23 protein-coding genes are annotated in these 18,593 nt (G+C 60.2%); 12 read left to right on the top strand and 11 right to left on the bottom strand.

The window, feature by feature from the left end; all coding sequences use genetic code 11:
* Positions 1-44: 44 nt before the first annotated feature.
* From QD409_RS18140 to QD409_RS18110, 7 genes are read right to left on the bottom strand one after another with little or no spacing between them, the layout of a single operon-like run.
* Positions 45-365 carry a TfoX/Sxy family protein gene (locus QD409_RS18140; protein ID WP_092853950.1) on the bottom strand — a complete coding sequence of 107 codons (321 nt, stop codon included), beginning with the start codon at positions 363-365 and terminating at the stop codon, positions 45-47.
* A gap of 3 nt (positions 366-368) precedes the next feature.
* A complete protein-coding gene (locus tag QD409_RS18135; RefSeq protein WP_430763267.1) occupies positions 369-2,003 on the bottom strand; it encodes an NTP transferase domain-containing protein in 1,635 nt (544 codons plus the stop codon).
* Positions 2,000-2,707, bottom strand: a complete 708-nt coding sequence (locus tag QD409_RS18130; protein WP_430763266.1) for an XdhC family protein — start codon at positions 2,705-2,707, stop codon at positions 2,000-2,002. Before QD409_RS18130 ends, QD409_RS18135 begins: the two co-directional genes overlap by 4 nt.
* Positions 2,707-3,036, bottom strand: a complete 330-nt coding sequence (locus QD409_RS18125; protein WP_092853956.1) for an XdhC family protein — start codon at positions 3,034-3,036, stop codon at positions 2,707-2,709. Before QD409_RS18125 ends, QD409_RS18130 begins: the two co-directional genes overlap by 1 nt.
* A gap of 10 nt (positions 3,037-3,046) precedes the next feature.
* Positions 3,047-4,291, bottom strand: a complete 1,245-nt coding sequence (locus tag QD409_RS18120; RefSeq protein WP_092853958.1) for a vWA domain-containing protein — start codon at positions 4,289-4,291, stop codon at positions 3,047-3,049.
* A gap of 3 nt (positions 4,292-4,294) precedes the next feature.
* Complete coding sequence (locus tag QD409_RS18115) at positions 4,295-5,227, bottom strand: AAA family ATPase (protein ID WP_430763265.1); 933 nt, start codon at positions 5,225-5,227, stop codon at positions 4,295-4,297.
* A 19-nt stretch (positions 5,228-5,246) separates the two neighbouring features.
* The gene (locus QD409_RS18110; protein ID WP_092854007.1) at positions 5,247-5,741 is read right to left on the bottom strand and encodes a flavin reductase; all 495 of its coding nucleotides are present in this window, start codon (positions 5,739-5,741) and stop codon (positions 5,247-5,249) included.
* Positions 5,742-5,910: 169 nt separating this feature from the next.
* Here QD409_RS18110 and QD409_RS18105 point away from each other — a divergent pair, with 169 nt between their 5' ends.
* The 4 genes from QD409_RS18105 to purB all read left to right on the top strand — a co-directional run bounded on the left by QD409_RS18105 (position 5,911) and on the right by purB (position 9,675).
* Positions 5,911-6,996, top strand: a complete 1,086-nt coding sequence (locus QD409_RS18105; RefSeq protein WP_092853962.1) for an ABC transporter substrate-binding protein — start codon at positions 5,911-5,913, stop codon at positions 6,994-6,996.
* 80 nt (positions 6,997-7,076) lie between these two features.
* On the top strand, positions 7,077-7,763 hold the full coding sequence (rpe, locus tag QD409_RS18100; protein ID WP_430763275.1) for a ribulose-phosphate 3-epimerase: 687 nt from the start codon (positions 7,077-7,079) through the stop codon (positions 7,761-7,763).
* Complete coding sequence (locus tag QD409_RS18095) at positions 7,750-8,271, top strand: hypothetical protein (RefSeq protein WP_430763264.1); 522 nt, start codon at positions 7,750-7,752, stop codon at positions 8,269-8,271. Before rpe ends, QD409_RS18095 begins: the two co-directional genes overlap by 14 nt.
* Before the next feature lie 102 nt (positions 8,272-8,373).
* Positions 8,374-9,675, top strand: a complete 1,302-nt coding sequence (gene purB / locus QD409_RS18090) for an adenylosuccinate lyase (RefSeq protein WP_430763263.1) — start codon at positions 8,374-8,376, stop codon at positions 9,673-9,675.
* Here purB and QD409_RS18085 read toward each other — a convergent pair.
* Together QD409_RS18085 and QD409_RS18080 are read right to left on the bottom strand one after the other, a co-directional pair.
* Complete coding sequence (locus QD409_RS18085) at positions 9,672-10,172, bottom strand: low affinity iron permease family protein (RefSeq protein ID WP_430763274.1); 501 nt, start codon at positions 10,170-10,172, stop codon at positions 9,672-9,674. The genes purB and QD409_RS18085 overlap by 4 nt on opposite strands.
* 87 nt (positions 10,173-10,259) lie before the next feature.
* Entirely contained in the window at positions 10,260-11,060 is an 801-nt protein-coding gene (locus QD409_RS18080) for a DUF2189 domain-containing protein (protein ID WP_092853966.1), read from the bottom strand.
* A 166-nt stretch (positions 11,061-11,226) separates the two neighbouring features.
* Between QD409_RS18080 and QD409_RS18075 the strand changes: the two genes are divergently transcribed.
* The 6 genes from QD409_RS18075 (at position 11,227) to QD409_RS18050 (ending at position 14,994) form a co-directional block, all read left to right on the top strand.
* Positions 11,227-11,781 carry an RBBP9/YdeN family alpha/beta hydrolase gene (locus tag QD409_RS18075; RefSeq protein ID WP_092853967.1) on the top strand — a complete coding sequence of 185 codons (555 nt, stop codon included), beginning with the start codon at positions 11,227-11,229 and terminating at the stop codon, positions 11,779-11,781.
* Positions 11,782-12,044: 263 nt separating this feature from the next.
* On the top strand, positions 12,045-12,809 hold the full coding sequence (purC, locus tag QD409_RS18070; RefSeq protein ID WP_004108877.1) for a phosphoribosylaminoimidazolesuccinocarboxamide synthase: 765 nt from the start codon (positions 12,045-12,047) through the stop codon (positions 12,807-12,809).
* Between the two features lie 17 nt (positions 12,810-12,826).
* Positions 12,827-13,069 carry a phosphoribosylformylglycinamidine synthase subunit PurS gene (gene purS, locus QD409_RS18065; RefSeq protein WP_037202350.1) on the top strand — a complete coding sequence of 81 codons (243 nt, stop codon included), beginning with the start codon at positions 12,827-12,829 and terminating at the stop codon, positions 13,067-13,069.
* 102 nt (positions 13,070-13,171) lie between these two features.
* Positions 13,172-13,843 carry a phosphoribosylformylglycinamidine synthase subunit PurQ gene (gene purQ / locus QD409_RS18060; RefSeq protein ID WP_092853968.1) on the top strand — a complete coding sequence of 224 codons (672 nt, stop codon included), beginning with the start codon at positions 13,172-13,174 and terminating at the stop codon, positions 13,841-13,843.
* A gap of 127 nt (positions 13,844-13,970) precedes the next feature.
* Positions 13,971-14,381 (top strand): hypothetical protein, encoded by a 411-nt coding sequence (locus QD409_RS18055; RefSeq protein ID WP_092853969.1) that lies wholly within the window; start codon positions 13,971-13,973, stop codon positions 14,379-14,381.
* A 79-nt stretch (positions 14,382-14,460) separates the two neighbouring features.
* Positions 14,461-14,994 carry an AAA family ATPase gene (locus QD409_RS18050; RefSeq protein ID WP_092853970.1) on the top strand — a complete coding sequence of 178 codons (534 nt, stop codon included), beginning with the start codon at positions 14,461-14,463 and terminating at the stop codon, positions 14,992-14,994.
* 45 nt (positions 14,995-15,039) lie between these two features.
* On the opposite strand, the gene QD409_RS18045 is transcribed toward QD409_RS18050, so the two are convergent.
* Complete coding sequence (locus QD409_RS18045) at positions 15,040-15,285, bottom strand: DUF1127 domain-containing protein (protein WP_092853971.1); 246 nt, start codon at positions 15,283-15,285, stop codon at positions 15,040-15,042.
* 104 nt (positions 15,286-15,389) lie between these two features.
* On the opposite strand from QD409_RS18045, the gene QD409_RS18040 reads away from it, so the two are divergent.
* Positions 15,390-16,808 (top strand): PLP-dependent aminotransferase family protein, encoded by a 1,419-nt coding sequence (locus tag QD409_RS18040; protein ID WP_092853972.1) that lies wholly within the window; start codon positions 15,390-15,392, stop codon positions 16,806-16,808.
* Between the two features lie 118 nt (positions 16,809-16,926).
* A complete protein-coding gene (locus QD409_RS18035; RefSeq protein WP_245298117.1) occupies positions 16,927-17,541 on the top strand; it encodes an acyloxyacyl hydrolase in 615 nt (204 codons plus the stop codon).
* 52 nt (positions 17,542-17,593) lie between these two features.
* On the opposite strand, the gene QD409_RS18030 is transcribed toward QD409_RS18035, so the two are convergent.
* Positions 17,594-18,583: a nitrilase family protein gene (locus QD409_RS18030; RefSeq protein ID WP_430763262.1), complete on the bottom strand. Its 990-nt coding sequence runs from the start codon at positions 18,581-18,583 to the stop codon at positions 17,594-17,596.
* Positions 18,584-18,593 lie beyond the last annotated feature (10 nt).

The raw sequence follows: 18,593 nt of genomic DNA, 5'->3' as shown, positions 1-18,593 counted from the left end.
GTATCGCTGTCACAATTCAGCTGCGCGCCGTCGCAAGACATCTATTATTTGTCCGAGCGCAGGGCCGCCGCATAGGCCAGCCCTACCCAGCGCGCCATGATGTCAGGATCGTCGAATGCATCGTCGGGCACCGACCAATAGGGCATGTTGATGACCTTGCCCTTCTTTCCTTCGTAAGCCCAGCGCCGTGCACCAGCCGCCTCGAATTCCGCAGCGCTCACGTCATCGGCCTTCAGTAGTATTTCGTCACCCACTTCGAGCGCGAGAATCCGGCCCATATGGTAGATCCCCTTGCCGCCGAACATCCGCTTGATCGTCACCGGCCCAAGCGACTGAAACATGTCTTCGATATCGGTATTGTCCATTCCCTATCCCTTCAAGACGCCGCCGGCTGCCACGACAGCCTCGGGCGTATCCACGTCGAGATGTGCTGCTTCGCCGATCTCGACGTCAATAACAGGAAGCCCGGAAGTTTCAATAATATGCCGGGCGCCCACATCGCCCTCCAGCCGCATCACGGCATTCAACACGGACCTGGGCAGGATGACGGGATTGCCACGTTTGCCGCCCGATACCGCCCGGACGATCGCCTGACCATTCGCTTTGCGAAAAGCCGCAATCATGGTTTTCAAGTCCCCACCGGTGACACCTGGCATATCGGCAAGCATGACAAGAACGCCATCCGCCTTTTGCGCCGCGCGTGTGCCAACGCCTGCCACCAACGAGCTCGCCATGCCGGATGCGTAGTCAGGATTATACACCCGTTCGACAGCAAGATCTCCCAACGCGCGTTCGATGTCGTCGCGACGATGTCCCATCACAGTGACAACGGCGGAGCCCCCGCTTGCCATTGCGGTCAACGCCGATCGACGGACCAGCGGTATGCCGTCGAACTCGGCCAGCAGCTTGTGCGCACCGCCCTCGCCCATGCGGCTGGCTTTTCCCGCCGCCAGCAGCACGACGGCAACCGATATCAACGCCGCAGGCTTGGCGGCGATATCGCGCGGCCGCGGCCGTGACTGAATTTCCATCAGCAATCCTCCGACACCCATGCCGCAGATGTCTCGCGATGTCGGTTGTTCGCCGGCTAAGATGCGATCGAGCACCCAGTCGAAACCGTTTTCTTTCGGGCTGCGGGCGCATCCAGGCGCCCCGACGACATGAACATCGCCCACTCTTCCGAGCACCAGCAGGTTGCCGGGATCGACAGGCATGCCGACCTGAATAACCTCACCGCCGGCAAGCCGGATGGCAGCCGGAATAACGTCACCGGTATCGATGACCGCAGACGCGCCGAAAACAATCACCAGCTTCGGCAACCGGTCAGGCGCCTCCAAGGCACGACAGATCGCCTCTGCCACCGTATTCGCCCGATGAGCGACCCGCTCCTCCCGCTGGAGCGCACTGCCCGCCACTTGCAGCCGCTGCGAGAGGATACGCGCCGTCTTGTCCATGACGGTCGTCTTCAAGGACGGCAGTTCCGTAGCGACGAGCGACACAGCGTGTGGCTGGAACGGCTTGACTTCGAAGACAGTCGTTTGCCGCAGGATATCGACGCCGGCTGCAACCTTCGCCCCGGAGACAGCCAGCGGAATGATCTTGAAGGTCGCAACCATGTCGCCCGATCGCACCGGCACATGATCGGCCAGACAGGCAAGCGTGATTGCCGGATCGACACTATTGAGCCGATCGACGGCGGCTCGATTCGCGACGAAGAGACCATCGACCGCGCTATGGATATTGACGCGCCCGGTCGCAGCCTCGGAAAACGTCAGATGGTCGGGGGCAATCGCCCGCGCCAGTTGCTCGGCCGCCTCATCTTCCATGAGGTCGCCGGGCTCGATACGGGCCGCGATGACGCGGTCGATGCCGGCGGCGATCAGACGATCGATATCGCTGCGATCAAGCTTGTGCCCCTTCGAGAAGCTGCCGTCGGACAAACGAACGGAATGTGCGAGAACCGCACCCTCAGCCTCAGCCGTTTGAAACTCCCCGAAGATCATGGCGGCGCGCCTTTGGGCAACGACACATCACGCCCGCGCAGCGAAGCGATGATCTCGGCCAGAATGGCGACAGCAATCTCCGCAGGGCTTGCGGCGCCGATGGCAAGACCGATCGGTGCGTGGATGCGGCCAAGGTCCGCTTCCGTCAATCCCGCCCGCTTCATACGTTCCAGACGCCCGGCATGCGTCTTGCGGCTGCCGAGGGCGCCGACATAGAAACAGCCCGTTCTCAGTGCTTGCGCGATCGGCTCATCATCGATCTTCGGATCGTGGGTGACGGCAACCAGCGCCATATAGCTATCGAGCGAGCGCTCCTTGAAAGCGTCCACAGGCCAGTCGGCAATTAGATCGATGCCCTCAAAACGTTCCGGCGTCGCAAAGGCAGTGCGCGGGTCGATGATCGTGATATCGAATCCGGCGAGCGCGGCCATGCGTGCCAAGACCTGGCTGATATGGACAGCTCCAATGACGACGATACGCGGCGGCGGCAAATGAACATTCAGGAACAGGCTCTGTCCTTCGATCTCCACCGCCGACGACTTACCGGAACGAAACGCCGAAGCCGCCGCATCTGCCAGGGCACCGTCCATCCTGTCACCCTCGACGATCAGCCTGTCCGGCCCTCCGGCGAGATCGGTCACAAGGATCGCGGCTTGTCGCTTGCGGCGCATTTCATTCAGCCGCGCCAGTATCTGACGATCCATCAGGCGAGCCTTTCCACATAGACGCGGATTCGCCCGCCACAGGACAGGCCGACCCGCCAGGCGGTTTCGTCGGCAACGCCGAATTCCAGCATACGGGACTTGCCGGTTTCGATGACGTCGAGCGCCTCGGTGATGACGGCACCTTCGACACAGCCGCCGGAAACCGAACCATGGAAATTGCCTTCGCCGTCGATCACCAGATGACTGCCGGACGGGCGCGGCGCCGAACCCCAGGTATCGACAACGGTCGCCATGGCCACGTTGCGGCCTGCCGACACCCATTCCTCCGCAATCACGAGCGGATCCAGACTTTCGGGTATATCTGACATCGGAGCCTCATTACTTGCCGAGAAACCGGCGCGGATCATAAGTGCCCGCGCGGCCGGCGGTGAGAGCCGATACGAGATCGGCCAGAGATAATAGATTGTGAACGGGACGGAATTCGTCAACATGCGGCAGCATCGCCTTTACGCCGCGGGCACGCGCCTCGAAGCCATCGAAGCGCAGCAGTGGATTGAGCCAGATGAGCCGCCGACAGGAGCGATGCAGGCGATCCATTTCCTCGCTAAGCAATTCCACGCCTTCGCGCTCCAGCCCATCGGTGATCAAAAGCACGATCGCGCCCTGCCCCAGCACCCGACGCGCCCATAGCCGGTTGAATTCCTTCAGCGTCTCGCCGATCCGCGTCCCTCCGGACCAGTCGCGCACCGCCGCGGCACATTCGTCCAGCGCCTGATCGGGATCCTTGTGGCGCATTGCCCTGGTGACGTTGGTCAGCCGCGTGCCGAACAGGAATGTATGCACGCGCCTCCGCCGCTCGGTCAGCACATGCAGGAAATGCAGGAAGATGCGCGTGTACTGGCTCATCGAGCCCGAGATATCGGCGAGCACCACAAGCGGCGGCTGTATCTCCTTAGGTCGCCGAAAGCGCGGCAGGATCAGTGCGCCGCCGGTGCGCAAGGCAGACCGCATCGTCGCGCGCGGATCGACCTTGGCCGACGTATGCGACGGTGCAAAGCGGCGCGTACGCACGCGATCAAGCGGCAATCGCAGCTTGGCAAGCTCCTTCTTGGCGACGGCGATCTCGACTGCCGACATCTGGGCGAAATCCAGCCGGCGCAGAACCTCGCTGCCAGACGTCGTGAACCGAGCATCGATTTCGATGTCCGGCATCTCGCGTTGCGGGCGCCGGTCGTCACGATCGCCCAATAAGGCATCTCCGGCTCTCGTTTCGCCGGCCTTCGGCTTTTCCTTCTCGCGATTGTCAGGCGCGACCGGCGACATCATGGCGATCATTTTCGAAACAAGATCGCGAGAGCGCCAGAACAGCCGGAATGCCTCGTCGAAAACGGCGAGGTCCTCATGGCGCTTGACGAAGACCGAACACAGGGCGGCGTGGAATTCCTCGCGGGAGCCGATGCCAATCGCCTCGACCGCCTCGACGGCGTCGGCAATGGCCCCAGGCCCGACCTTCAGCCCGGCTTTGCGAAGCGCACGGCCAAACAGCACTATATTATCGGCAAGACGCCCGTCACCGGGCGGTGACGGCGCAATGATGATGCCGTCTTGCGCGCCGGGTTCCATGGCTCACCCCGCCGCAAGCAGTTCGGATTTCACTTCGTCCAGCACACGCTTGCCTTCGCCGCCCTGAATGCGGGCAATATCGTCCTGATACTTCAGGAGTGTCCCCAGCGTGTCGGAAATCGTCTCGGGGTCGAGTGCGAGCCGGTCGAGCTCGGTCAAGGCAGTCGCCCAGTCGATCGTCTCGGCAACGCCCGGATTCTTGTAGAGATCGAGCGTGCGCAATTTCTGCACATAAGCGACGATCTGGCGCGACAGGGCCTCGTTGCTGTCAGGCACCTTGCGGCGGATGATCTCCAGCTCCTGCTCCGCCTGCGGATAGTCGACCCAATGATAGAGACAGCGCCGTTTCAGCGCGTCATGCACTTCGCGCGTGCGGTTCGTGGTGATGATGACGATGGGCGGCTCTGCGGCGCGGATCGTCCCGAGTTCCGGCACTGTGACCTGAAAATCGGACAGCACCTCTAGAAGGAACGCTTCGAAAGCTTCGTCGGTACGGTCCAGCTCGTCGATCAGGAATACCGGTGCCCGGCCACCGACACCCGACAGCGCCTGCAGCACCGGCCGGCGGATGAGATAACGCTCGGAAAAGATATCGGCCTCTATGCGACCGCGATCTGTGAGACCCGAAGCCTCGGCAAGACGGATTTCCAGCATCTGCGCCGGATAGTTCCATTCATAGACGGCCGACGAGACATCCAGGCCTTCGTAACACTGCAGCCGGATCAGCGGCCGGTCGAGCGCCTTGGAGAGTACCTTGGCGATCTCGGTCTTGCCGACGCCGGCCTCGCCTTCCAGAAAAAGCGGCCGCTTCATTTTCAGCGCCAGGAACAGGACCGTGCCAAGCGCTCGGCCGGCCAGATAGTCATGGGCTGCGAGCAATGCCATCGTCTCTTCGATCGAGCCCGGCAGCGAAGTTGATGATTTTTGATCCGCCATGATAACTCCCCTGAAGGGGTTATAGCGCGTGATAGCCCCGGTTCATATACAGCAATGCGGGCTTCGCCTCACTGTAGCGTACGGCCATGACCTCGCCGAAAATGATGTTGTGCGTCGAGGTCTGCTTGATCTCGATCACGCGGCAATCGAAGGCTGCGAGCGCATCCGAAAGCACCGGCGCGCCCGTTGCCAGCGTTTCGAACGTGCCGAAGGCGAAGCGCTCGTCCGTCGTTAGCTGCGTCTTGCCGGAAAAGGCATCGGCGAGCGACTGATGGTGCGCACCGAGCGTATTCAGCGCGAAGATGCCGCTGTTGAAGAAGATCTCATTCTTCTCGTTGCTGTTATTGAGGCAGATCAGAACTGTCGCCGGATTGTCCGACACCGAGCATGCAGCCGTGATCGTCACGCCGCGCCGCTCGCCGCCGAGCGCCGTCGTCACCAATTGCACATGCCCCGCATAACGGCTCATGGCATCGCGATAAAGCGCCGGATCCATACGCTGCCTATCTAGCACCATCATCTCCATTATTCTGTAACACCCCGTCTTTCTCTCAATATGGCGGGCAGATGTTAGCTTTTCTACAATAGCTCAATTGAAAACAGAGCGATTCTGCTGCTTTTTCTTTGACGATCCCCTTCAGACGGATAAATAGAGCAGAAAAATTGTCCGGGATAATCAATCGATGAACGTTCTGCGTCGCCTTCCGCTTCTGTTTGTGCTGCTGTCGGCGGCCGGCAGCAGCCACGCCGCAGGAATCCGCATCGGCGTGGTAGCGCCGCAGGACGGCAATTTTGCAACGCTGGGAGCCGAGATCACTGCCGGCGCCAATTTCGAAATCCAGGCGCAGAAGGACACGGCGACCGTTGTCGACGAACCCTGCACGGAAGACGGCGGCCGTGCCGCCGCCGAAGCGTTGATCGCTGCGAAGGCGCAGATCGCTATCGGCTTCCTCTGCACCGAAACGCTGGAAGGTGCCTTGCCTCGCCTCAAGGATGCCGGCATCCCGGCCATCACCGTTTCCGTGCGTTCCCGCATATTGATGGAAGATGCTCTGAAGAACGGCTTGCCGCTGTTTCGCCTTGCGCCGATGGATAGCGCGGAGGCCGCCATGGCCATTAGCACCATCCTGAAGGATTGGGCGGGCGAACCGATGGCCCTGATCGACGACGGCACGATCCACGGCCGCGAACTGGTCGGCGCGATCCGCAATGCGCTTGAGGAAAAAGGGCTGAAACCTGTCTTCACCGATACCTATCGGCCAGGCCAGGAACAGCAGATCGCCCTCGTCCGCCGTCTCAAGAAGGCGGGCGCGACGCGTGTCTTCGTCGGCGGCGACCGCAGTGACGTCGCGGTCATCGCACGCGACGCCAAAAACGAAAACATTCCGCTGACTCTCATGGGCGGCGACGCCATGCGCGCCGCCGATCAGCCTGTGCCGCTGCTGGAGGGCGTGCAGGCAATCGCGCTCCCTGATTATGCCAGCCTGCCCGCAGCGCAATCGACCGCGCAGGCCATGCGCGCTGGCGGCATCGAACCGGACGGCTACATCCTGCCAGCCGCCGCCGCAGCGCAGGTCGCCAGCCAAGCGGCCGAAAGCGCCAAGGCGGACAGCAACAAACCGATAGCCGACAAGCTCGTCGGCGCGGCTTTCCAGACAGCCATCGGCTCGATCACCTTCGGGCAGAACCACGAACTGACCGAGAATGTCTATCGGCGGCTGGAATGGCGCGGCAACGCTTTCGCGCCGGTGACGACGCCATCGAATTAAGGCGACCAGAGCGGGCTGTTGTTTGCGTGCCGAAGCGGTGCTAATCCAGACCGAAAAATCAGATGGAGCTCAGCTATCCCATGACCCTGCCGATCCGCATTGCCCCTTCCATTCTCGCAGCCGATTTTGCCAAGCTCGGGCAGGAAGTGAAGGATGTGACCGAAGCCGGAGCCGACTGGATCCATCTGGATGTCATGGACGGGCATTTCGTGCCGAACATCTCCTTCGGCCCTGATGTCATCAAGTCGCTGCGGCCCTATACGACCGCCACCTTCGATTGCCATCTGATGATCTCGCCGGCCGATCCCTACCTCGAGGCTTTTGCCAAGGCTGGCTGCGACCGGATCACCGTCCATGCCGAAGCCGGCGTGCATCTGCATCGCTCGCTGCAGACGATCCGCCATCTCGGCAAGAAAGTCGGCGTCACCCTCAACCCCGCTACCCCGCTGTCGATACTGGAAAACGTGCTCGACGATATCGACCTGATTCTGATCATGTCAGTGAATCCGGGCTTTGGCGGCCAGAAGTTCATTCCGGCCATGGCCGACAAGATCCGCAATGCAAAGTCTCTGATCGGTGACCGGCCAATCGAACTGGAAGTCGATGGCGGTGTCTCCACGGAGACGGCCGGCCTGATCACAGCCGCCGGCGCCAATGTCCTCGTTGCCGGCTCGGCGATCTTCAAGGGAGGGTCGGTTGACGCCTACAAGCAGACGGTCGGCGATCTCAGAGCGGCGGCGGAACGAGGTCGGTTTGGAGCAAACTAATCCAACCGGCACTATCGAGGCGGTGGACCGAATTCGGGCCGCCGTTTCCTATTGCCTTGGACTTTTGCGCGACGCAGCCTTTTGGGGCCTAGCCATGGCCGCCTCGGCGCTGGTGGCGCTCTACCTGCGCAATGGCCTTCTGACGAGCCATCTGGCTGCGCTCGTTCTCGTCTACTTCCTGGGCGGCGCCCTCTCCTGGCTCGTCACGGTGCCATTCGCCAGACGCCTTGCCGGACATCGGCCGCCAACGGCGCGCTTTGCCGCGTTCTTCCTGGCGCTATCGATCGGCACCGTAGCCATAACGGCATTCCTCTTCGCGATGGATTATCGCTGGTTCTACGCGCGCTGGCATGCTCCCTTCGGCTCGCTCGTCTGGATATTTCAATTCCTGTTCACCAGCGCCAGCGCCGTTTATCAGTTCGCCGTTCTCGGCTTTACGCTGTTTCTGCCCATCGGTTTGCTTTGCCTGATCGCCGCGTCGGTCTATCTTACCCGACATATGCGTTGAGACGGATCAAAGATTGATCCGTCAAACATTGTGATTGCCGCCCGTCTTTGTTATGGGGGCGCCGAGGTTTCCTTTCCCGTTAGCCAAGAAAGCTTTGAGCCCATGATCCCGCGCTACTCCCGACCGGAAATGGTCGCCATCTGGTCGCCCGAAACCAAGTTCCGTATCTGGTTCGAGATCGAGGCCCATGCTTGTGATGCGCTGGCCGCTCTCGGCGTCATTCCGAAGTCGGCGGCAGACACCATTTGGGAAAAGGGCGGCAAGGCGACTTTCGACGTCTCCCGCATCGATGAGATCGAAGCCGTCACCAAGCACGACGTCATCGCCTTTCTCACCCATCTCGCCGAAATCGTCGGCCCGGATGCCCGCTTCGTCCACCAGGGCATGACCTCCTCCGACGTTCTCGACACGTGTTTCAACGTCCAGCTCGTTCGCGCAAGCGACCTGCTGCTCGCCGATATCGACAAGCTGCTGGAAGCGCTGAAACGCCGCGCCTTCGAGCATAAGGATACGGTTACCATCGGCCGTTCGCATGGCATCCATGCCGAACCCACGACCTTCGGCGTCAAGCTCGCGCTCGCCTATGCCGAATTCGAGCGCTGCAGGCAGCGCCTGATCGCGGCCCGCGAGGAAGTCGCCACCTGCGCCATCTCCGGCGCCGTCGGCACCTTCGCCAATATCGACCCGCGCGTTGAAGAGCATGTTGCCGCCGCGCTCGGCTTGAAGCCGGAGCCGGTCTCCACACAGGTCATCCCGCGCGACCGTCACGCGATGTTCTTCGCCACCCTCGGCGTCGTCGCTTCCTCGATCGAGCGTCTCGCGACCGAAATCCGCCATCTGCAGCGCACGGAAGTTCTGGAAGCCGAGGAATATTTCTCGCCGGGCCAGAAGGGCTCGTCGGCCATGCCGCACAAGCGTAATCCAGTGCTGACGGAAAACCTGACCGGCCTTGCCCGCATGGTCCGCTCTTACGCCATGCCGGCCATGGAGAACGTCGCTCTCTGGCATGAGCGCGATATCTCGCACTCGTCCGTCGAACGCATGATCGGCCCGGATGCGACCGTTACGCTCGATTTCGCGCTCGCCCGCATGACGAGCGTCATCGATAAGCTACTGGTCTACCCGGACAATATGATGAAGAATATGAACAAGTTCCGCGGACTTGTTCATTCGCAGCGCGTCCTGCTGGCGCTGACCCAGGCCGGCGTTTCCCGCGAAGACTCCTATCGCCTTGTCCAGCGCAACGCGATGAAGGTCTGGGAGCAAGGCAAGGACTTCCTCGAGGAACTCCTGGCGGATCAGGAAGTGCGCGCAGCGCTTTCCGAGGCAGATATCCGCGAAAAATTCGACCTCGGCTATCACACAAAACATGTCGACACGATCTTCAAGCGGGTCTTCGGCTAAGATTTGGTGTGATTGGTCTGATTTGACGTTGAGGCGGTGCGGTTGACGCGCCGCCTTTTTCTTTTGTTCGCTGGCTTGGCGACGACCACGCGATCGAGCCCGACGCTATCGCCAGCCTTGCTCTTGTGTCGTTCCTGGTGCTGCTTTGCAGCCTTTTCGACGAGCCTGTCGAGATGTTTGAGATCCTCTTCATCGAGGTTTTCGATCCCAATGAAGCGATTCTCGGCCCCGCTGGTCAGAATCAGCTCGTTGAGCTTGGCTTGGATGGCCCGCGTGTCGCGCGTCTGTGCGCTCTGAAGCAGGAAAACCATCAGAAACGTGACGATCGTCGTGCTGGTATTGATGACCAGCTGCCAGGTGTCCGAATAGTCGAAGATCGGCCCTGTAGCGCCCCACACAGTGACGACGAGCAACGCCAGTACGAAGATGGCCGGTTTGCCCGTCCAATTCGAAACCGTCACCGCAAAACGTGTGAAAATATGCGTGAGCGAAAGCATGATCCGCATCTCCATGATGATGCGGATCAACGTGGAAACTCCGTTGCGGTTCCAACGATCGCCGAGAACCGCTAAAAGCGCGAAGGTCTAGTCTTGGGCTACGACCAGTTTGCGATAGAGATGCCAGGACGCGTGACCGAGTATGGGCATCACGACAGCAAGACCCACAAAGATCGGAATCGTACCAACCACAAGCAATGCTGCCACTATCAGGCCCCAGACCGCGATCGGAACCGGATTGATCAATGTTGCCCTTATGCTGGCATCGACCGCTGCGACGACGCCGACGTCACGGTCCAGCAACAGCGGAAACGTAACGACTGTGGTCGCCAACACGACGAGGGCGAAGACGAAACCGGTCAGATTGCCCCAGAACATCATCGTCATGCCCGCACGCGTCGTCAGAACATTCGACACGAAGGACCAAAGCGTGGGCTGTACACCGTCACCGAAGAAGATGGCGTAAATGTTCTGCGCTACGAAGAGCCAGACGATGAAGAGGCCGAACAGCATCAGGCCCGCAACAACGATCGACGGCAATGCTGGCGAATGGCGCACGTCGAACGCATGGCTCCAGGACGTATCCAGTCCCTTTTCCCGCCGTCGGCTGATCTCGTAGAGACCGATCGCAGCCATCGGGCCTAGCAAGGCAAAGCCCGACATCAGCGGGAATAGTAGCGGCAAAAGGTTCTGGTCTGTGCTCCAGATTGCGAGTGCAATGCCCGCTATCGGATACATCAGGCACAGGAAGACATAATGCGATGGCTTCTCGCTGAAATCGTCCAGCCCCAGTTTCAGGGCGTCGACAAGGTCTGCAATACCAATCTTGCGGATGGCAGGGCGGGTAAATGTATGGTCCGCTCCAGCCATGACGTGAAAGGCCGTCATAATGCTCTCCTCCTCAACCGTGGCACTCGGTTGCGGTGAAAGATGGCGGCAAATTGATCGCCGACATCGTCATTCGCTACCGGCAACGGCGATGCTAGCAAATTTTGCCGCAATTGTCGCCTTTTTCCCTTGACACTTGGGTTCACCTTTTCCACATCGCGCTATCATGAAAGCCTCCGACGCAAATATCCTCATCATCCCCGGCTATACCAATTCCGGCCCCGACCACTGGCAGACACGCTGGGAGCAGAAACTCTCGACAGCGCGGCGCGTGGAGCAGGCCGAATGGTCGAAGCCCGTGCGCGATGATTGGGTTGCCCGTATTGCCGAAGAGGTGAACGCTTCGGATAAGCCTGTCGTACTCGTGGCGCACTCGCTCGGCGTCCCCTCGGTAATCCACGCGATCCCACAATTCCGCAACAAGGTCGCCGGTGCCTTCCTCGTCGCACCGCCCGATGTCGCCAATCCCGGCATCCGGCCGAAGCATCTGATGACATTCGGCCCCTATCCGCGCGATCCCCTGCCATTTCCGTCGGTTACGATTGCGAGCCGCAACGACCCATTCGGCAGCTACGAGCATGCTGACGATGTCGCCAGCAGCTGGGGCTCGCTGCTGATCGACGCCGGCGAGTCCGGCCATATCAACAGCGAATCCGGCCACGGCCCCTGGCCCGAAGGCACGATGGTTTTCGCGAAATTCCTGAGCCAACTGAAGCCGTGACAGCCGGGAAATGCAATGTGCGATGGACGCAGCCGATCTCACTAGCCTGTGAAGTACCGGCCACATTCATTCCATCGTCAGATAAAAACCTGTAAAACAGGCCCTGACAGGATCCCGATTCTCGCCTTGGCGTCCCGCCAAGGCCGGAATTCCGAGGAAGGAGGCGCTGGCGGATTGTGAATTCGCTTCTTATCCGTTATGGGACGCCCACATACGATCCACTTGCGCTATCCCATGAGCGCCAAAGACAGAGAACAATACCAATGAACCGTCGCCGCCGTATCTACGAAGGCAAGGCCAAGATCCTTTATGAGGGACCTGAGCCAGGCACGCTGATCCAGTTCTTCAAGGACGACGCTACTGCCTTCAACAAGAAGAAGCACGAAGTCATCGATGGCAAGGGTGTTCTGAACAATCGCATCTGCGAATATATCTTCAGCCATCTGAACAAGATCGGCATCCCCACCCATTTCATCCGCCGCCTCAACATGCGCGAGCAGCTGATCAAGGAAGTGGAGATGATCCCGCTCGAGATCGTCGTGCGCAACGTTGCCGCCGGCTCGCTCTCCAAGCGCCTCGGCATCGAGGAAGGCGTGGTGCTGCCGCGCTCGATCATCGAATTCTACTACAAGTCCGATGCGCTCGAAGACCCCATGGTCTCCGAAGAGCACATCACGGCTTTCGGCTGGGCCAACCCGGCGGAACTCGATGACATCATGGCGCTCGCCATCCGCGTCAACGACTTCATGACCGGCCTTTTCCTCGGCGTCGGCATCCAGCTCGTCGATTTCAAGATCGAATGCGGCCGTCTCTTCGAAGGCGACATGATGCGTATCATCCTTGCCGACGAAATCTCGCCGGACAGCTGCCGTCTATGGGATATCGAAACCCATGAGAAGATGGACAAGGATCGCTTCCGTCGCGATATGGGCGGCCTGCTGGAAGCCTATTCCGAAGTCGCTCGCCGCCTCGGCATCATCAATGAAAACGAACCCGTGCGCGGCACGGGGCCGGTTCTCGTCAAGTAAGTTCAGGAAGGACAATCGTGATCAAGGCTCGTGTAACCGTCACGCTGAAGAACGGCGTTCTCGATCCGCAGGGCAAGGCAATCGAAGGCGCGCTCGGCGCGCTCGGCTTTGACGGCGTTCATCAGGTCCGCCAGGGCAAGGTCTTCGACCTCGAGCTTGAAGGCACCGACAAGAGCAAGGCCGAGGCGGATCTCAAAGCCATGTGCGAAAAGCTCCTCGCCAACACGGTAATCGAGAACTTCAGCATTTCGATCGACTGATTGTCCTCGTCCGCGAGCCATTCTTCCTTTGCTTGAGGCAATGGAGTATGGCTCTCGAAGCTCTTCCAGCGATCATCCCTAGCCTGTTACGGGACCAGCATCATGAAATCAGCAGTCGTCCAACTCCCCGGCCTCAATCGCGATCGCGACATGATTGCGGCTCTGACCAAGATTTCCGGCCATGCGCCCGTGACCGTGTGGCAGACCGAGACCGAGATCCCGGATGTCGACCTGATCGTCATCCCTGGCGGCTTCTCCTATGGCGATTATCTGCGCTGCGGCGCGATCGCAGCTCGCATGCCGATCATGCAGGCGATCAAGGACAAGGCCGACAAGGGCGTCAAGGTTCTCGGCGTCTGCAACGGTTTCCAGATTCTGCTGGAGGCGGGCATGCTGCCCGGCGCGCTGATGCGCAACGCCTCGCTGAAATTCGTCTGCCGCGAAGTGAAGCTCGAGGTAGTGAATGCCGAAACGGAATTCACTGGCGCGTATGCCAAGGGTCAGGTCATCCGCAGCCCGGTCGCGCATCATGACGGCAACTATTTCGCCGATGCCGAGACGCTGAAGGCGATCGAGGATAATGGCCAGGTAGTCTTCCGCTATGCCGAAGGCACCAACCCCAACGGCTCGGTCAACGACATCGCCGGTGTCATCAACACCAAGGGCAATGTGCTCGGCATGATGCCGCATCCGGAAAATCTGATCGAAGCGGCCCACGGCGGCAATGACGGCCGCGGCCTCTTCGCCTCCGCACTCGGCGTTATCGCCGCCTGATAGATCGCCAAGGCCTGGCGCCGACATCATAAAATCGACGTCTTTGCGCAAAACAGCAGGGCGCCGGCAAATAATCGTTCGGCACCTTCGCAACGCCAGACCTAACCGCTTCATTGGAAAGAGATTGATGCGCCCTCGCCTCCCGACAGGACTTTATTCCGCCGCTGCCATCGCGATGCTTGGGCTTCTCATCACCTCTTGCGGCGGTCCGCGCCCTCCGAGCATCATCGCGACGGATCACAGCGCCCTGTCGACGATGGAACGCGTCATGCTCAATGCCAGCGCCTGCTGGTTCAAGTCGTCCGACCCTGCTTTCACGGGTTACCAGCTTTCTCCGGAACTCAATTCCTTCACCGGTCGCCCGCGCATCCTCGTGGTCGACAAGAAGCATCCCACCGGCCGGCCGTCGCTTGTCGTGCAGGCGGAAGGCAATCCGGCCCAATTGCAGGCCTTCGGTCCGATGATGAACGGCGCTTCCGGCGGCCGTATCACGGGCGACGTCAATCGCTGGGCTGCGGGTTCGAAGAACTGCAATTAAAGCCGATGGCCTGAACCCACCCGCATTCTCCAACACCGCAGCCGACGCATGACGTGCCCTCAACCACAGGGATATTGTCATGGATGGATTTGTCATTCTTTCAGGCTGTTCGGGCGGAGGTAAATCCACCCTGCTCGAAGCGCTCAGGCTTCGCGGACACCATGTCGTCGAGGAGCCTGGGCGGCGCATCGTTGGGCAGGAGTTGGACAATAGCGGCTCAGCGCTGCCTTGGGTGGATCTTACGGCCTTCGCACGTCGGGCGATCGACATATCGCTCTGCGACCGAGAGGCTGCAGCCGCGCATCCGGGAATCGTCTTCTTCGACAGAGGATTGATCGATGCCGCATCGGCCCTCGAACACTTAACGGGCGAACCCGCCTTGACGTCTTACGGCCAGCGTCACCGCTACAACCGGCATATCTTCCTCACGCCGCCCTGGCCGGAAATATATGTCGGCGACCGCGAGTGCAGACATGATCTGTCGGAGGCGATCGCCGAATATGAGCGGTTGAGCGCCGACTATCCCTCGCTCAGCTATGAAACTCATATCCCGCCGAAAATCGGCGTCGAGACACGCGCCGATCTCGTCCTTTCGACACTAGGCCTGCGTTGATCCTCGACCAGCCTCAATGAGGGCAGACATTGCGCATCGTCAGCCTCAATCCCAGAAAAACGATTTGCTGACCTCTGCCTTGGCCTCGCTAGGGCTAAGGCCGATGTCGCGCAACTGATCGCCCGTCAATTCCCGCAGAACCAAGCGGCCCTCGCGCTTTTGCATCCATAGAAGGAAAGAGGCCCAAAGCCGGCGCACAGGATACGACTTTGGCTGCGTCGCCCCGACTTCCACGGCCGCGGCTCGAGTCTCGCTCGCCTCCGCCGCGCACATTGTATCAATTGTACTCATCTTCAAATCCACCTAGTCGTGACAATTCACACGTATCGAGCCAAACGATACAATTGACTCATAGTATTGACTCTACCACAGAGACAATCTAGGAAATTGTCATTATGACAAATTGGCTCCCTGACATTTCCAGTGGCAACGGACCGGTCTATATCCGCGTTGCCGACAGCATCGAGAACGCGATCACGCATGGCGTCTTGCCGCCCGGCACAAAATTGCCGCCGCAACGCAATCTTGCCTATGATATCGGCGTGACGATCGGCACGGTGAGCCGCGCCTATGCGCTCGTGCACGAGCGCGGCCTCGTTGCCGGCGAAGTCGGGCGTGGCACCTATGTGCTGGAGCGTTCGAACAGCAAGCAGATCGAGCTCGTCGATCCGATCACGCAGGCGCTCGCCGGCACTCGTGGTCTGAATACGCCCGATGCGAAAATACGCTTCGATACGACCGCAGCGCCCGATATCGGCCAGGGCGTGATTATCGGAAAGCTCTTCGCCGACATCAGCAACGAACACCAATCGGAAATCTCCTCCTATTCCCGGAATTTCCCGGCAAGCTGGTTTGAGGCGGGGCAGATCTGGCTCGCCCGCAACGGCTGGCGGCCGCCAATTGAATCAGTCGTGCCGACGCTGGGTGCCCATGCCGGTGCCATAGCCGTCATTTCGGCCGTGACATCGCCCGGCGACAAGATCGTCTTTGAAAACCTGACCTACACGCAGATCAGCCGCGCCGCGCGCCTCCTTGGGCGCCGCTCGATATTGGTCGATTCCGACGAACATGGCATGATCCCAGACGATTTCGAGCGGCTGTGTCAGCAGCAGCATCCGCGCCTGGCGTTCATGATGCCGACAGCGCATAATCCCACACTGGTGACAATGCCGGAAGCAAGGCGCCGGGCCATCGCCGCCATAGCGCGCCGCCACAGTGTCTGGCTCATCGAGGACGATCTCTATGGCGGAATGACCGGCGACCAGAACCCGCTGATGGCCGCCATCGCGCCTGAGCGGACCTTTGTGGTCAGCAGCCTGGCGAAAGCAGTGACGGCCGGCGTGCGTGGCGGCTGGGTCGCCTGCCCGCCGCATTTCGCGCAGCGCATCAAGGTCACGCATAAGATGACCACCGGCGGACTGCCCTTCATTCTGGCGGAAACCTGTGCGCGGCTGGTGCTGGAAGGCCATGCGCTGGACCTGCGCCGCAAGTCGATCGAGGAAATCAGGGCGCGCGAGCAGATCGCGCAGCAGGCGCTAGCCGGATTCGAGTTCAATTCTCATCCGCACCTGCCGTTCCTTTGGCTGAAACTGCCTGAACCCTGGCTATCCGGTACCTTCAAGAATGCGGCTATTGCCGACGGCGTGCTCATCGACGACGAAGACGAATTCAAGGCCGCGCGTATGGAAAAGGTCTACCATCGCGTTCGCGTCGCTTTCTCGTCGCCCCGGCGGCGCGAGGACGTCGAAGCAGGCTTCATGACCCTGCGCCGGCTGCTGGAAAACGGCTCGTCAGGCTACGATAGTCACATTTAAGCAAGACTCTTCGTTTATCGACAGGCATTTTGCGAAATTCCAGCCGTGCCATCTCGACACCTAGCACCCTACCATTCTATGGATGTTTAGGGATTCGCCCGCCATTCAGGGGGAGTGCATGGCTATCGACAGCATTTCAGCATGCGTTTCGCGTAAGGGTTTAGTAGCGAGTTTTCTAGCAATCAGCGCCATATTTGTTGCGGAGGCATCCGCCGCAACTGCCGCTGATCAGGTAGCGGTCGCCTCTGGCCCGAAAATCTTCGACGAACTGCGTTTCGGAGCGAGCGCCTCCATCCAGGGTGGCCGTGACCACGAAAATGGCGTGTTCCCGGATGTCCAGGTGCTCTTCAATCCGTTCGGCTACAATCCGACCGACAACTGGAAAGATCAGCTGACGCATCCACGTATCCATTTGGGAACGTCGATCGGCACCGCGGGCTCCGCCACGCAGGTTTATGGCGGCCTTTCCTGGACGCTGACGAACAGCAATGGCATTTTCGCGGAAGCCGGCTTCGGCGGAACGGTTCATACCGGCAATCTCGACGATTGGCAGGACCACGGCCCGATGCTTGGCTGTCGCCTGCTCTTTCACGAATATGCAGGCCTTGGATACAATTTCGACAGTCACTGGAACATGATGGCGCAGGTTGCCCATTCGTCGCACGCCAATCTTTGCGACGGTCCGAATGGCGGCATGACGCGTGTCGGCCTCATGGTCGGCTACAAGTTCTGACGATCGGAGAGCGGCCGCAATGGCCGCGTCTCCTTTAGCTTGCTATTGACGCTTACGACGTTTCGTCTGTGCGTGAGGGCTTGCGTGTCGAGGTATCGGAGAACCGCGCGTCCATCGGCGAAAGGCCCTGCGGATTAGGCTCCGTCAGACAACCGTAAAGCTCCGGGCGACGACCGCGAATCCAGCGTTGCCCCGTGCATTTGTCGAGCAAACCAAGATCGATCTCGGTGCTCACCATCGCGTCGGCCGCCTGCCAAGTCTCGACCAGAATCCGGCCATAGGGATCGAGGATCATTGCGTTGCCTGTGCGCACTTCATCCTCGTCCTGGCCGACACCATTGCTGAAGACCAGAAACATCCCGTTGTCATGCGCGCGAGACGGCAGCCAGCGCATGAACCATTCGCGACCATTGGGACCTCGGATTTCGGCTTCGATGGCTTCGGGGTCTTCGTGACGGCGGGTCCATTTTTCGACCGGAATTCGCTTCATTCCATGCGGACTGACGGAATAACCTCCGCCAGCCTGATGAGGCGCGATCAGCATTTCCGCACCAAGCAGAGCGTTTGCGCGCGCGTTTTCGATCAGATTGTTATCCCAGCAAATCAGAATGCCTGCGCGGACGCCCCAAGGCGTATCGAAGACCGTGTAGGCGTTGCCGCTGGAAATGAGGCGATGCTCCCAGGCATGGACTTTGCGATGGCAATGAACTTGCCCGTCCGGCATGCAGACGGCATAGCTGTTGTACAAGGATTGATCCTCGGCCAGTTCCAGGAAGCCGGCGCCGATCGCAATCCCTTTCTCGCGGGCCATGGCAGCGACGTAGGAAATCGAAGGGCCGGAAAGCGGTTCGGCAAGCGCATAAAGGCCATCCCTATCCATCTTGGGGACGTGCCAATATCCGGTGATGCACATCTCGGGAAACGCGACGAGCTGGCTGCCCTCGAGAATGGCCTCATTGGTGAAATGCGCGATCCGCGAGAGATTGTAGGCCTTGTCGCTGGCTTTGTGCTGAAACTGCACGGAAGAAACTTTGAATGTCATGACCGATGCC

It is taken from the genome of Rhizobium sp. BR 315, assembly GCF_050577975.1.
GTDB lineage: Bacteria > Pseudomonadota > Alphaproteobacteria > Rhizobiales > Rhizobiaceae > Rhizobium > Rhizobium miluonense.
Note: the sequence above shows the minus strand (reverse complement) of the source record. Positions and strands in the feature narration are given on the sequence as shown.